This window comes from Marinobacter alexandrii, assembly GCF_005871205.1.
GTDB lineage: Bacteria > Pseudomonadota > Gammaproteobacteria > Pseudomonadales > Oleiphilaceae > Marinobacter > Marinobacter alexandrii.
Window position 1 is genome coordinate 178,040 of the sequence record NZ_SWKM01000014.1, and the last position, 14,236, is coordinate 192,275.

11 protein-coding genes are annotated in these 14,236 nt (G+C 56.1%); 9 read left to right on the forward strand and 2 right to left on the reverse strand.

The window, feature by feature from the left end; translation table 11 throughout:
* Positions 1–57 precede the first annotated feature (57 nt).
* Both FCS96_RS14770 and gltA read right to left on the reverse strand, forming a co-directional pair.
* Positions 58–933: an NAD(P)-dependent oxidoreductase gene (locus FCS96_RS14770; RefSeq protein WP_138441148.1), complete on the reverse strand. Its 876-nt coding sequence runs from the start codon at positions 931–933 to the stop codon at positions 58–60.
* 193 nt (positions 934–1,126) lie between these two features.
* Positions 1,127–2,401, reverse strand: a complete 1,275-nt coding sequence (gltA, locus tag FCS96_RS14775; protein ID WP_138441149.1) for a citrate synthase — start codon at positions 2,399–2,401, stop codon at positions 1,127–1,129.
* A gap of 475 nt (positions 2,402–2,876) precedes the next feature.
* Here gltA and sdhC point away from each other — a divergent pair, with 475 nt between their 5' ends.
* The 9 genes from sdhC to sucD all read left to right on the forward strand — a co-directional run bounded on the left by sdhC (position 2,877) and on the right by sucD (position 14,197).
* Entirely contained in the window at positions 2,877–3,254 is a 378-nt protein-coding gene (gene sdhC / locus FCS96_RS14780; protein ID WP_138441150.1) for a succinate dehydrogenase, cytochrome b556 subunit, read from the forward strand.
* Entirely contained in the window at positions 3,245–3,592 is a 348-nt protein-coding gene (sdhD, locus tag FCS96_RS14785; protein ID WP_228264121.1) for a succinate dehydrogenase, hydrophobic membrane anchor protein, read from the forward strand. The genes sdhC and sdhD overlap by 10 nt, the downstream gene beginning before the upstream one ends.
* Positions 3,593–3,595: 3 nt before the next feature.
* A complete protein-coding gene (sdhA, locus tag FCS96_RS14790; RefSeq protein ID WP_138441151.1) occupies positions 3,596–5,368 on the forward strand; it encodes a succinate dehydrogenase flavoprotein subunit in 1,773 nt (590 codons plus the stop codon).
* 15 nt (positions 5,369–5,383) lie between these two features.
* Positions 5,384–6,088 carry a succinate dehydrogenase iron-sulfur subunit gene (locus FCS96_RS14795; RefSeq protein WP_138441152.1) on the forward strand — a complete coding sequence of 235 codons (705 nt, stop codon included), beginning with the start codon at positions 5,384–5,386 and terminating at the stop codon, positions 6,086–6,088.
* Between the two features lie 313 nt (positions 6,089–6,401).
* Positions 6,402–9,239: a 2-oxoglutarate dehydrogenase E1 component gene (locus FCS96_RS14800; RefSeq protein ID WP_138441153.1), complete on the forward strand. Its 2,838-nt coding sequence runs from the start codon at positions 6,402–6,404 to the stop codon at positions 9,237–9,239.
* 25 nt (positions 9,240–9,264) lie between these two features.
* Entirely contained in the window at positions 9,265–10,485 is a 1,221-nt protein-coding gene (gene odhB, locus FCS96_RS14805) for a 2-oxoglutarate dehydrogenase complex dihydrolipoyllysine-residue succinyltransferase (protein ID WP_138441154.1), read from the forward strand.
* A gap of 35 nt (positions 10,486–10,520) precedes the next feature.
* Positions 10,521–11,963, forward strand: coding sequence for a dihydrolipoyl dehydrogenase (lpdA, locus tag FCS96_RS14810; RefSeq protein ID WP_138441155.1), 1,443 nt, complete (start codon positions 10,521–10,523; stop codon positions 11,961–11,963).
* Positions 11,964–12,158: 195 nt separating this feature from the next.
* Positions 12,159–13,325 carry an ADP-forming succinate--CoA ligase subunit beta gene (gene sucC / locus FCS96_RS14815; RefSeq protein ID WP_138441156.1) on the forward strand — a complete coding sequence of 389 codons (1,167 nt, stop codon included), beginning with the start codon at positions 12,159–12,161 and terminating at the stop codon, positions 13,323–13,325.
* Positions 13,325–14,197 carry a succinate--CoA ligase subunit alpha gene (sucD, locus tag FCS96_RS14820; RefSeq protein WP_138441157.1) on the forward strand — a complete coding sequence of 291 codons (873 nt, stop codon included), beginning with the start codon at positions 13,325–13,327 and terminating at the stop codon, positions 14,195–14,197. Before sucC ends, sucD begins: the two co-directional genes overlap by 1 nt.
* Positions 14,198–14,236: the final 39 nt, after the last annotated feature.

Here is a 14,236-nt window from a genome sequence, read left to right on the forward strand (position 1 = left end):
GAAAAGAAAAGGGGGCTTCGGCCCCCTTTTTCTATGCGCTGTTGTTCGGCAACGCTCCTAGCGCAGTTTGCGAAGTCTCTGGATCAGGGAGGATGTGTCCCATCGACGTCCGCCCATGGCCTGGACGTCACCATAGAATTGATCAACCAGTGCGGTGACCGGTAGCGAGGCATTCACTTTGTTGGCTTCGGCCAGGCAAATGCCGAGATCCTTGCGCATCCAATCGACCGCGAAGCCGTGGTCGAATTCCCCGGCAATCATGGTCCCGGAGCGGTTCTCCATCTGCCAGGATTGGGCAGCTCCCTTGGAGATCACATCCACCACTTTCTGGACGTCCAGCTCGGCCTTCTCAGCAAAGTGCAGGGCCTCGGACAAGCCCTGAACCAGTCCGGCGATGGCAATCTGGTTGACCATTTTGGTCTTTTGACCGCTGCCTGCGGGCCCCATGAGGGTCAGGGCGCGGGCGTAGAGCTCAAGAATCGGCTTGGCTTTGGTGAAGTCCGTGTCTGAGCCGCCGCACATAATAGTCAGTTGGCCATTCTCGGCGCCCTGTTGGCCGCCTGACACCGGCGCATCAATAAAGCCCTGGCCATTTTGGCTGGCGGATGCGGCCAGCTGCTCGGCAATCCCGGCAGAAGCGGTGGTATGGTCCACCAGGATAGCGCCCTTGGGGGCTTTGGCAATGATGCCATCATCGCCCTTGAAAACTTCAACCAGGTCTTTGTCGGCACCGACGCAGGTCATGACAAAATCGGCGCCATCGACGGCTTCAGGGATGGTTTGGCAGGGCGTTCCGGTGTATTCCTGCGCCCATTGCGTGGTTTTGGCTGGGGTGCGGTTCCAGACTCTGACATTGAGCCCGGCCTTTGCCAGGTGTCCAGCCATTGGATAGCCCATTACGCCCAGCCCGATAAAGCTGACGGTAGTTGTCATAGTCAGTGTCTCCCGGTTTTCCAGTGTTGTTCTGTGTTAAGTGACGTGATTTTAAGCGGCTGTTCTAAAAGGTATCACAGGCTCGGTGAATACTCCCGATTCTGCCCCGAGCAAGCCGTTAGCAGGCAAAAAAAAGGCCGCTACAGTCAGCGGCCTTTCCATTGTTGCGTCGCGGTAGACGCTGATTCCCGGGTTACTTAACCGGATAGTCGCGAGAATCGGAGCCAGTGTACAGCTGGCGCGGACGGCCAATGCGGTAGTCGCCACTGACCATTTCGTTCCAGTGGGAGAACCAGCCAATGGTGCGCGACATGGCGAAGATGACCGTGAACATGGATGTCGGGATGCCAATGGCCTTCAGGATCAGGCCAGAGTAAAAGTCCACGTTCGGGTACAGCTTACGCTGGACGAAGTATTCATCTTCCAGAGCAATCTTCTCAAGGCGTTGGGCGATGCGCAGCAGTGGATCGTTTTCCAGGCCAAGTTCGCTCAGCACTTCGTGTGCGGTTTTCGCCATGACTTTGGCGCGCGGGTCGAAGTTCTTGTAAACGCGGTGGCCAAAGCCCATCAGGCGGAAAGGATCGTCCTTATCCTTGGCCTTGGCGATGAACTTTTCAATGTTGGACTCGTCACCAATTTCGGCCAGCATGTCCAGAACCGCTTCGTTAGCGCCGCCGTGTGCCGGGCCCCACAGCGCAGCGATGCCCGAGGCGATGCAGGCGTACGGGTTGGCGCCGGTAGAGCCGGCCAGGCGAACGGTAGAGGTGGAGGCGTTCTGCTCATGATCGGCGTGCAAAATGAAGATCTTGTCCATGGCCTTGGCCAGGATCGGGTTCGGCTTGTATTCCTCGCAGGGAACACCAAACATCATCTGCAGGAAATTCTCGGAGTAGGACAGGTCGTTGCGCGGATACATGAACGGCTGACCAATGCTGTACTTGTAGCACCAGGCTGCAATGGTGGGCATCTTTGCAATCAGGCGATGCGCGGTAATTTCACGCTGATGCTCGTCGGTCACGTCCATCTGGTCGTGGTAGAACGCCGACAGGGCGCCAACAACGCCACACATGATAGCCATCGGGTGCGCGTCACGGCGGAAGCCCTGGAAGAAATTGCGCATCTGGTCGTGAAGCATGGTGTGGTTCTTGATGGTGTCATGGAACCGCTTGTTCTCTTCCGCGGTTGGCAGTTCACCTTTCAACAGCAGGTAGCAAACTTCGAGGTAATCGGAGTGCTCTGCAAGCTGCTCAATAGGGTAGCCCCGGTGCAGGAGGACGCCTTTTGCACCATCAATGTAGGTAATGGCTGATTCGCAGGCCGCTGTGGATACAAAGCCTGGATCGTAAGTGAAAACGCCTTCCTGGACTAGGCCTCGTACGTCGATAACGTCAGGGCCGACGGTGCCGGAATATACCGGTAACTCAATGGACTTATCACCCACCGAGAGCGTGGCTTTCCTGTCGGTCATGGTGCTCTCCTATATGTCAGCTTGTCAGCTATATCTACTTTTTTAGATGCGCTAGAAGGCGCGTATTATCGCAAAACTGGCGGCAAAATATAGGGCGTTGGCTTTTTTTGTCAATGAAAGAGTCCGGAAAACCCGGTTTTTAGTCGCTGCTGTAAATCAGGGATATCCCCCACAGAGTAGAAAAAGCCGCCAAATCGGCCTTGTCAATAGGTCTTATAGCTGGCTTAAACCCCTGAATTCCGTGGCGTGCGGCGAGTTGCGCGTTTGTAATTAATAGGGGTACTCCTTATAATCCGTAGCCCGGAATCGGGGATATGCCTCACTCTGGCGCCACGTAGCTGCCGGATTCATGAGTATGATCCTTCCTCCTGAGCCAATCGCGTATCAGTCTCGTATTGATCGCTGATCCTTACATACCAACCATCCGCAACCGGGTTTCCGGATATGTGGAATAAAGAGAGAGTGTGAGAGCGCTGTGAATAGCAAACGACCAGTAAATCTCGATCTCGGCAAGTTTCATTTTCCGCTGCCAGCCATCACGTCCATTCTGCACCGCATCAGCGGCATCATCATTTTTGTTGGTGTTGCGTTCATGCTTTATGGGCTTCAGCTTTCCCTGTCCGGGGAAGAGGGCTTCAGTCGTGTAAGTGACCTGCTGGACAGCTTCCTTGCAAAGCTGATTACCTGGGGCATTTTGTCTGCTCTGCTGTACCACTTGGTTGCCGGTATCAAGCACCTGCTCATGGACGTGGGCATTGGTGAAGAGCTGGAAAGCGGGCGTCTCGCCTCGAAGATCACGGTTGTGGTTTCCGTCATCCTCATCGTTCTGGCAGGAGTTTGGGTATGGGCATGAACAGCGTAACGAACATTGGCCGTAACGGTATCCAGGATTGGATCATCCAGCGTGTCTCTGCCTACGTATTGGCGTTGTACACCTTGTTCCTGCTCGGCTTTTTTGTCACCACCGACGTCGATTATCAGTCCTGGTCAGCACTTTTTGAGCAAGTGTGGTTCCGGATCTTCTCTCTGCTGGCATTGTTGTCCATCGGTGGTCACGCATGGGTTGGGCTTTGGACCGTTTCGACCGACTACATAAAATCCGCAGGTCAGCGCATGCTGTTTCAGGCGGTTACCGTCCTGGTAATTTTTATTTATGTGGTCTGGGGTATTCAGATTATTTGGGGGCTTTAATCGATGTCTAACATAAAGACCATGTCTTTTGATGCGATTGTTATTGGCGGCGGTGGTTCCGGTATGCGGGCCGCGCTGCAACTCACGGAGTCTGGTGTAAACACCGCGTGTATCACCAAAGTATTTCCGACTCGGTCGCACACTGTGTCTGCCCAGGGTGGTATCACCTGCGCAATCGCAAGCGCTGACCCCAATGATGATTGGCGCTGGCACATGTACGACACGGTGAAAGGCTCTGACTACATCGCCGATCAGGACGCGGTTGAGTATATGTGCTCGGTTGGCCCCCAGGCCGTTTTCGAGCTGGAGCACATGGGTCTGCCTTTCTCCCGTACTGAGCAGGGTCGCATTTATCAGCGCCCGTTCGGTGGTCAGTCCAAGGGTCCAGATGACCCGACTCAGGCAGCCCGTACCTGCGCCGCAGCGGACCGTACCGGGCACGCGCTGCTGCATACCTTGTACCAGGCTAACCTGAAGGGTGGTACCACGTTCCTTAACGAGTGGTATGCGGTAGATCTGGTCAAGAACAGCAAAGACGAAGTGGTTGGCGTAGTCGCCATTGAGATCGAAACCGGTGAAGTTGCCTACATCAAGAGCAAGGCTACCGTGCTTGCCACGGGCGGCGCTGGTCGAATCTATTCATCCACAACGAACGCACTGATCAATACCGGCGACGGTGTTGGCATGGCGCTGCGCGCCGGTTTCCCGATGCAGGACATGGAGATGTGGCAGTTCCACCCGACCGGTATCCACGGTGCTGGTACGCTGGTTACCGAGGGTTGTCGCGGTGAGGGTGGGTATCTGATCAATGCCGAAGGCGAGCGGTTCATGGAGCGCTACGCTCCGAACGCTAAAGACCTCGCCGGTCGTGACGTTGTCGCCCGGGCCATGGTTATCGAGATTCTGGAAGGTCGCGGCTGCGGTCCCGAGAAGGATCACGTACTGCTGAAGCTGGATCATCTGGGTGAAGAGACCCTGAATCTGCGCCTGCCGGGTATCTGTGAGCTGTCGCGCACCTTTGCCCACGTGGATCCGGTCAAAGAGCCCATTCCGGTGGTTCCGACCTGTCACTACATGATGGGCGGTATTCCAACGAACGTTGGTGGTCAGGCGCTGACGCAAGATGAAAACGGTAACGACAAGCCGATCGCTGGCCTGTTTGCCTGTGGTGAGGCTGCGTGTGTGTCGGTACACGGTGCTAACCGCCTGGGTGGCAACTCGCTACTTGACCTCGTTGTCTTCGGCCGGGCTGCCGGTCTGCACATCGAAGAGCAATTGCGCGGTGGTTTTGAAGTCGACGGCGCCAGCGAAGAAGACATCAAGCGTGCCATGGCGCGCCTTGAACGTCTGGATGGTGCTTCCGAGGGCGAAAGCGTAGCGGACGTTCGCAAGGACCTGCAAAGCTGCATGCAGCTGTATTTCGGTGTATTCCGCGATGGCAGCAGCATGGAAGAGGGCCTTAAGAAGCTGGAAGCTATTGGTGAGCGTGTTCGCAACACCAAGCTGGCAGACACCAGTAACGCGTTCAACACTGCGCGGATCGAAGCGTTGGAGCTGGACAATCTGTACGAGGTTGCATTGGCGACCGCGATTTCCGCCTTCGAGCGTAAAGAGAGTCGCGGCGCTCACGCCCGTAACGATTTCACCGAGCGTGACGACGAAAACTGGCTGAAGCATTCCATGTACTTTCCGGCTGACAAGCGTGTCGGAAAGCGCGCGGTGAATTTCGCGCCGAAGACCGTGGACACTTTTGAGCCGAAGATTCGGACTTACTAAAGGGGAGTGCCAAAGATGTTAGTAAGCCTTTATCGTTACAATCCGGAAGCTGACAACGCGCCCTACATGCAGGACGTGGAAGTCGAGATCCCGGAAGGCAAAGACCTGATGGTTCTTGATGTGTTGAATCTCATCAAGGAGCGGGATGCGTCAATGTCCTACCGCCGTTCGTGCCGTGAAGGGGTCTGTGGCTCCGATGGTATGAATATGAACGGCAAGAATGGTCTGGCCTGCATTACGCCGCTCTCCCAGGTTGTTAAAAACAACAAGCTGGTTCTGCGCCCGTTGCCCGGCCTGCCAGTGATTCGTGACCTGGTCGTCGACATGAGCCTTTTCTACAAGCAGTATGAGAAGGTTATGCCGTACCTGGTTAACGATAACCCTGCACCCGCCATTGAGCGGCTGCAGTCGCCTGAAGATCGGCAGAAGCTGGATGGCCTGTACGAGTGTATTCTCTGTGCCTGCTGCTCCACCTCTTGCCCATCGTTCTGGTGGAATCCGGACAAGTTCATTGGCCCGGCTGGTCTGCTCCAGGCCTATCGATTCCTGGCGGACAGCCGCGATACCGCACAGGCCGAGCGACTGGAGGATCTTGATGACCCGTTCAGTGTCTTCCGCTGCCGGGGTATCATGAACTGTGTTAGCGTCTGCCCGAAGGGCCTGAACCCCACGAGGGCTATCGGCCACATTCGCAACCTCCTGTTGCAGAGAGCTTCCTAACCAGCAAGATCTGGACCAGGCGCTATACTGTCCTGACTAGGTTAGGCACCCTGAAGGCCCCGCAACGACGCGGGGCCTTCAACCAAAGGCTTATAGTCAAAAGTCTTACCCGGGTGCACACTACGCAGGCCGTGACTGAAGCTTAAAAGGTTGATGCACGGATTGCTGAGTATAAAAACCACCGGGGAATGGAAAACATCCACGTCGAGTGTGGTGGCCAAAGTCGATCCCGTAAAAACCCGTATTGACTAAGAATTACCCCTGGCCGACCATATTGCGCTCCCCCGCACCAGCCCAAGGTGAGCTATTCAAAATGCACGAAAGCATCATGGAGCAGTTATGGCAGACTTCCCACTTGCAGGGTGGAAATCTGGCCTACGTTGAACAGCTTTTTGAAACCTACCTGACAGACCCCAATGCCGTTCCCGAAGAGTGGCGTAGCTATTTTGACAAGCTTCCCAGCGTCGATGGCTCTCATGGCCGCGACGTCGCACATTCTTCAATCCGCGAACAGTTTGAACACATCTCCCGTAATCAGCGCTTTCTTGCCAGTGGAGGTGTCCCCGCCAGTGCCACCAGCGATGCCGACAAGAAGCAGATTCGCGTCCTCCAGTTGATTAATACCTACCGTTTTCGTGGTCACCAGGAAGCGAAGCTGGATCCGCTGGGCGTTTGGCAGCGAGGCCAGGTAGAGGATCTTGATCCTGGGTTTCACGAGCTTTCAGACTCCGACAACGACCTGGAGTTCCAGACTGGTTCCCTGAATTTTGGCTCCGAGACCATGAGGCTCGGAGATATCATCGATGGTCTACGCCGTACCTATTGTGAAAGCATCGGTGCCGAGTACATGCACATCGTTGATACCCGTATCAAGCGGTGGTTCCAGCAGCGCATGGAGCCGGTCCGGTCACGTCCGGACTACGAAGCCAAGACCCGCAAACATCTTCTCGAGCGCCTGACAGCCGCCGAAGGCCTTGAAAAATACCTGGGTTCTCGGTACCCGGGTGTGAAGCGCTTTGGTCTTGAGGGCGGTGAAGCACTCATTCCGTGTCTTGACGAGCTGATCCAGCGAGCTGGTTCTTATGGCGCCAAGGAAATCGTTCTGGGTATGGCGCACCGTGGCCGCCTGAACGTTCTGGTGAACACGCTCGGGAAGAACCCGAAAGAGCTTTTCGATGAGTTCGAAGGCAAGAAGCTTGCGGATTCCGGATCAGGCGACGTTAAGTACCACCAGGGCTTCTCCTCGAATGTGATGACCTCGGGTGGCGAAGTGCACCTGGCGATGGCGTTTAACCCGTCGCACCTGGAAATCGTATCGCCGGTTGTTGAAGGCTCGGTTCGGGCCCGTCAAACCCGCCGAAACGATCCCGACGGAACCCAGGTTGTTCCGATTATTATGCACGGTGACGCAGCGTTTGCCGGCCAGGGCGTGGTCATGGAGACATTCCAGATGTCCCAGACTCGCGGCTACGGTGTGGGTGGCACCATCCACATCGTGATCAACAACCAGGTGGGCTTCACCACCAGCAAGCAGGAAGATGCACGCTCAACCGAGTACTGCACCGATGTCGCCAAGATGGTTCAGGCGCCGATCCTGCACGTGAATGCGGATGACCCTGAAGCGGTCATGTTTGCCACCCAGATGGCAATGGATTACCGCAACGAATTCAAGAACGACGTGGTCATTGATCTGGTCTGCTACCGTCGCCGTGGGCATAACGAAGCCGACGAGCCTGCAGCTACCCAGCCGCAGATGTACGAGAAGATCCGTAAGCTGAAGACCACACGCAACCTGTACGCCGAAAAACTGATTGCCGAGGGTGTCATCACCGAAGAAGAAGGCAAGCAGATGGAGAATGACTACCGTGACGCACTGGATGACGGTGAGCACGTGGTCAAATCCCTGGTCAAGGAGCCCAACAAGGAGCTTTACGTTGACTGGTCGCCGTACCTTGGTCACGAGTGGACAGCCAAGTGCAAATCCAGCGTTGCTCTGAAGACGATTCAGAAGCTGGGTAAGAAGCTGACCGCCGTGCCGGAAGGCTTCAGTGTTCAGCGCCAGGTTTCCAAGATTGTCAGCGACCGCGAGAAGATGACCGCCGGCGCGCTGCCCATCAACTGGGGCTATGGCGAAGTGATGGCCTACGCCACGTTGATCGACGAAGGGCATCCGATCCGGATTACCGGTCAGGACGTTGGTCGGGGAACCTTCTCCCACCGTCACGCGGTGCTGCATAATCAGAAGGATGGCGCAACGCACATTGCTCTGGAACAGCTATCCGACGATCAGCCGCTGTTCGAAATCTACGACTCGCTGCTGTCGGAAGAAGCTGTCATGGCGTTCGAGTATGGCTACGCGACTACCGCACCCAGTGGCTTGATTGTCTGGGAAGCCCAGTTCGGCGACTTCGCCAACGGTGCACAGGTAGTAATCGACCAATTCCTGACCAGTGGCGAGCACAAGTGGGGCCGTCTGTGCGGACTCACGCTGTTGTTGCCTCACGGTTATGAGGGCCAGGGCCCAGAGCACAGTTCCGCCCGTTTGGAGCGTTTCCTGCAGCTGAGTGCCGAGCATAATATTCAGGTGTGCGTGCCGACAACGCCGTCTCAGGTCTTCCACATGTTGCGTCGTCAGGTGAAGCGTCCGCTGCGTAAGCCGCTGGTTGCGATTACGCCGAAGAGTCTGCTTCGTCATAAAGAAGCTACCTCCGATCTGGACGACCTGACTTCAGGCACCTTCCAGACAGTTCTGCCAGAGAAAGAGCCGTCTGATCCGAAGAAAGTGACGCGCTTGATCATGTGCAGCGGCAAGGTTTACTTCGATCTTCTCGAGAAGAAGAAGGCAGAAGAGCGCGATGACGTCGCGATCTTCCGAATCGAGCAGCTGTACCCGTTCCCGGGTGACGATCTGGACGCTATGCTGGCCAAATATACCAAGTTGAAGAACGTGGTCTGGTGCCAGGAAGAGCCGATGAACCAGGGTGCCTGGTACCCGAGCCAGCATCACATGAGAAATGCGCTCCACCGACTGAACCCAAAGCTGTACCTCCAGTATGCCGGTCGCGAGGCTTCCGCTGCTCCCGCCTGTGGGCACATGTCTGTGCACATTGAAGAGCAGAAGAAGCTGGTAAACGACGCGTTTGAAATCTGACGAGCTACCGAACTAAGGATCTGTAATGTCAACTGAGATTAAAGCCCCCGTTTTCCCGGAGTCGGTCGCAGAGGGTACCGTTGCGACCTGGCACAAGCAGCCGGGTGAAGCCTGTTCACGAGACGAGCTGATTGTCGATATTGAAACCGACAAAGTCGTCCTGGAAGTCGTTGCGCCCGCCGACGGTGTGATCGAAGAAGTGATGAAGGGCGAAGGCGATACCGTGGAAAGCGGTGAAGTAATCGGCAAATTCAAGGAAGGCGCGGCCGGCGAATCCAAGCCTGCCGAGAGCAAGAAAGAAGAAGCGCCGAAAGATGAGGCTCCAAAAGAGGAAGCCGCTGCCTCTGGCGATGCCATCCTCAGTCCGGCTGCTCGCAAGCTGGCTGATGAGAACAACGTTGACCCCAATTCCGTCAAAGGCACTGGCAAAGACGGTCGGGTCACCAAGGAAGATGTGCAGAGTCACATTGATAACAAACCAGCCGGCGGCGCTGCTGCAGCTGCACCGGCTGCGGCTATGCCTGAGGTCAATGTGGCCTCTGGTGAGCGTCCTGAGAAGCGCGTACCGATGACCCGTCTGCGGGCCAGCATTGCCAAGCGCCTGGTGAACGCACAGCAGAGCGCAGCCATGCTCACCACCTTTAACGAGGTGAACATGGGGCCGATCATGGAAATGCGCAAGCAATACCAGGACAGCTTTGTTAAGCGTCACGGTATCAAGCTTGGCTTCATGTCGTTCTTCACCAAAGCTGCGACCGAAGCGCTGAAGCGTTTCCCGGCAGTGAATGCCTCTATCGATGGCAATGACATGGTGTACCACGGCTACCAGGATATCGGCGTGGCCGTATCCACCGACCGTGGTCTGGTTGTTCCGGTATTGCGCGACTCCGACGCGATGGGGCTGGCAGACATCGAGAAGAAGATTGTCGAGTACGGCACCAAGGCGAAAGATGGCAAGCTGGGCATCGAAGACATGACCGGCGGAACCTTTACCATCACCAATGGCGGTATCTTTGGTTCGCTGATTTCGACGCCGATTCTGAACCCGCCGCAGACAGCTATCCTGGGTATGCACAAGATCCAGGAGCGTCCGATGGCGGTCAACGGCAAGGTTGAAATCCAGCCAATGATGTATCTGGCGCTGTCATACGACCACCGCATGATTGATGGCAAGGAAGCGGTACAATTCCTTGTCGCCATTAAGGAAATGCTTGAAGACCCAGCGCGTATTCTGCTGGACGTCTGAGCTGACACTTAACGAATCAGAAAACGGGATCAAATATGTCTGATAAGTATGACGTGATTGTCATTGGTGCAGGTCCTGGCGGCTACGTTGCCGCCATCAAGGCTGCCCAGCTGGGTCTTAAGACGGCCTGTGTAGAGTCCTGGACGTCTACGGACGGAAAAAGCCAGGTGTTGGGCGGTACCTGCCTTAACGTCGGCTGCATTCCTTCGAAGGCGCTGCTGGAAATTTCTCACAAGTATGAGGAAACCACGCACGATTACGAGATGCAGGGCATCATCGCCAAGGATGTCAAAATGGACATCGGCAAGATGATGGAGCGCAAGGGTGGCATCGTGAAGCAGCTGACCGGCGGTATTGCCGGGCTGTTCAAGGCCAATGGCGTTACGTCCATTCACGGGCACGGCAAGCTGCTTGCCAACCGCAAGGTTGAAGTCACCGATAAGGATGGCAACGCAAAGACCTACGAAGCCGATAACGTAATTCTGGCTTCAGGTTCCAAGCCGATTCAGATTCCGCCGGCTCCGTTCGACAATGAAAACATCGTTGATTCCGAGGGCGCACTGGAATTCTCTGAAGTACCGAAGCGCCTGGGCGTTATCGGTGCTGGCGTTATCGGTCTTGAACTGGGTAGCGTATGGGCACGCCTGGGTTCTGAAGTAACCGTACTGGAAGCTCAGGATACCTTCCTGCCAGCGGTCGACCAGCAGGTCGCCAAAGATGCAATGAAACAGTTCCAGAAACAGGGACTGAACATTGTTATGGGCGCACGCATGACCGGAGCCGAGGTTAAGCGTAAGCTGGTTAACGTTACCTATGAAGATACCAAGGGTAAGCACGAAGCCAAGTTCGACAAGCTGATTGTCGCGGTTGGTCGTCGTCCGTACACCGACAACCTGCTGTCTGAAGACGCGGGTGTCCAGATGGACGAGCGCGGTTTCATCTTTGTTGATGACAACTGCAAGACCGAAGCGCCTGGCGTTTGGGCTATCGGCGACGTAGTTCGTGGTCCGATGCTGGCGCACAAGGCTTCGGAAGAGGGTGTCATGGTTGCCGAGCGGATCGCCGGTCACAAGCCGCAGGTCAACTACGATTGCATCCCGAACGTGATTTACACGGCTCCGGAAGTGGCGTGGGTTGGTAAGACCGAAGAAGAACTCAAAGCCGAAGGCGAAGAGTACAATGTCGGTTCCTTCCCGTTTGCAGCCAACGGTCGTGCCATGGCTGCCAACTCGGCATCTGGCCTGGTCAAGATTATCGCTGATGCGAAAACAGACCGGATTCTCGGTTTCCACGTTGTTGGTCCCCAGGCCTCGGAAATCGTTGCCCAGGGCGTCATTGCCATGGAGTTTGGTTCCAGCGCGGAAGATCTGGCGCTGACCTGCTTCGCGCACCCGACTCTGTCCGAGTCTGTGCATGAGGCAGCTCTGGCTGTCGCCGGTGGCGCGATTCACGTCGCCAACCGTCGCAAAAAGAAGTAACGCAAGCCAGGAAGCGGGGGCGCCAATGACGGCGCCCCACTGCCATAAAAACGGCTGGCTTCCGGTTGCGCTCACGGCGAGCTGAGGTGATCCCCGGCTCGCCAAACCGAATTCGCAACAGCAGTCCCGGAGCGGGGCTTGCGCGGGTTCATTTCCGTACGTGGTTATCCTCCATCAAAAAGCGGGACATTAACTATGAATTTGCATGAATATCAGGGCAAACAGCTTTTCGCTGAATATGGCCTGCCAGTATCTCAGGGCGTTGCCTGCGATACCCCTCAGGAAGCCGTAGCGGCTGCCACCGAAATTGGTGGTGACGCATGGGTTGTCAAGGCACAGGTTCACGCTGGTGGCCGTGGTAAGGCCGGCGGCGTAAAGCTGGTCAAGAGCAAAGACGAAATCCGTGAGTTCGCTGAAAAGTGGCTGGGCAAGAACCTGGTAACTTACCAGACTGACGAGAACGGCCAGCCGGTGAGCAAGATTCTGGTTGAATCCCTGACCGACATCGACCAGGAGCTGTACCTGGGCGCGGTTGTGGATCGTGGTACCCGTCGTATCGTGTTCATGGCCTCCACCGAAGGTGGTGTTGAGATCGAACAGGTTGCCGAAGAAACTCCGGAAAAGATCCTGAAAGCCGAAGTTGATCCGCTGGTCGGCGCACAGCCGTACCAGGGCCGCGAGCTGGCATTCAAGCTGGGTCTTGAAGGCAAGCAGATCGGTCAGTTCACCAAGATCTTTATGGGTTTGGCGAAGCTGTTTGAAGACCGCGATCTGGCGCTGCTGGAAATCAACCCGCTGGTTATCACGCCGGCCGGTGACCTGCACTGCCTGGACGCGAAGATTGGCGTAGACGGCAACGCGCTGTACCGTCAGAAGAAAATTCACGAGATGCACGATCCTTCCCAGGAAGATTCCCGTGAAGCCGAAGCTGCCAAGTGGGAACTCAACTACGTGGCACTGGAAGGCAACATCGGCTGCATGGTTAACGGCGCAGGCCTGGCCATGGGCACCATGGATATCATCAAGCTGTCCGGTGGCCAGCCGGCCAACTTCCTGGACGTTGGCGGCGGTGCTACCAAAGAGCGCGTTTCCGAAGCGTTCAAGATCATCCTGTCTGACGACAGCGTACAAGCCGTTCTGGTTAACATCTTCGGCGGTATCGTACGTTGCGACATGATTGCCGAAGGCATTATCGGTGCGGTTAAAGACGTTGGCGTTAAAGTTCCTGTGGTTGTTCGCCTTGAAGGCAACAACGCCGAGAAGGGCACTCAGGTACTCGCCGAAAGTGGCCTGAACATCATCGCCGCCACCAGCCTGGCGGATGCCGCAGAGCAAGTCGTTAAAGCCGCAGGGGGTAAATAATGAGCATCCTGATCAATAAAGACACCAAGGTTATCTGCCAGGGCTTTACCGGCGCACAGGGTACCTTTCACTCCGAGCAGGCTATCGAGTACGGCACCAAGATGGTTGGTGGCGTAAGCCCGGGTAAGGGCGGCACTGAGCACCTGGGTCTGCCGGTGTTCAACACCGTTCGTGACGCGGTCGAGAAAACTGGCGCCGAAGCGACTGTTATCTACGTACCGGCTCCGTTCTGCAAGGACGCCATCATTGAAGCCGCGGACGCTGGCATCCAGCTGATCGTGTGCATCACTGAAGGCATCCCGACCATCGACATGCTGTACGCGAAAGAGTACGTCGATCGCAAGGGCGTTCGCATGATCGGCCCCAACTGCCCAGGTGTTATCACTCCGGGTGAATGCAAGATCGGCATCATGCCGGGCAGCATCCACAAGCCGGGCAAAGTCGGTATCGTGTCTCGTTCAGGCACCCTGACTTACGAAGCCGTCAAGCAGACCACCGACTTCGGCTACGGCCAGTCGACCTGTATCGGTATCGGTGGTGACCCGATTCCGGGCTCCAACTTCATCGACATCCTGAAGCTGCTTCAGGAAGATCCGCAGACCGAAGCGATCGTGATGATCGGCGAGATCGGCGGTACCGCTGAAGAAGAAGCCGCTGCATTCATCAAGGAAAACGTAACCAAGCCGGTGGTTTCCTACATCGCTGGTGTTACTGCGCCTCCTGGTAAGCGTATGGGTCACGCCGGTGCGATTATCTCCGGTGGTAAGGGCACAGCAGACGAAAAGTTTGCCGCCCTGAACGACGCAGGCGTTAAAACCGTGCGTAGCCTGGCCGATATTGGCAAGGCTCTGAAGGAAGTAACTGGCTGGTAAGTCGGTCTTCTTTCCTGAAACCCCCGTTTCTGCCCTGCA

Coding starts and splice junctions, on each gene's coding strand:
- sucC (WP_138441156.1), top strand. CDS start 12,159: ATGAATTTGCATGAATATCAGGGCAAACAGCTTTTCGCTGAATATGGC.
- gltA (WP_138441149.1), bottom strand. CDS start 2,401: ATGACCGACAGGAAAGCCACGCTCTCGGTGGGTGATAAGTCCATTGAG.
- sucD (WP_138441157.1), top strand. CDS start 13,325: ATGAGCATCCTGATCAATAAAGACACCAAGGTTATCTGCCAGGGCTTT.
- sdhA (WP_138441151.1), top strand. CDS start 3,596: ATGTCTAACATAAAGACCATGTCTTTTGATGCGATTGTTATTGGCGGC.
- lpdA (WP_138441155.1), top strand. CDS start 10,521: ATGTCTGATAAGTATGACGTGATTGTCATTGGTGCAGGTCCTGGCGGC.
- sdhD (WP_228264121.1), top strand. CDS start 3,245: ATGGGCATGAACAGCGTAACGAACATTGGCCGTAACGGTATCCAGGAT.
- FCS96_RS14800 (WP_138441153.1), top strand. CDS start 6,402: ATGCACGAAAGCATCATGGAGCAGTTATGGCAGACTTCCCACTTGCAG.
- FCS96_RS14795 (WP_138441152.1), top strand. CDS start 5,384: ATGTTAGTAAGCCTTTATCGTTACAATCCGGAAGCTGACAACGCGCCC.
- odhB (WP_138441154.1), top strand. CDS start 9,265: ATGTCAACTGAGATTAAAGCCCCCGTTTTCCCGGAGTCGGTCGCAGAG.
- FCS96_RS14770 (WP_138441148.1), bottom strand. CDS start 933: ATGACAACTACCGTCAGCTTTATCGGGCTGGGCGTAATGGGCTATCCA.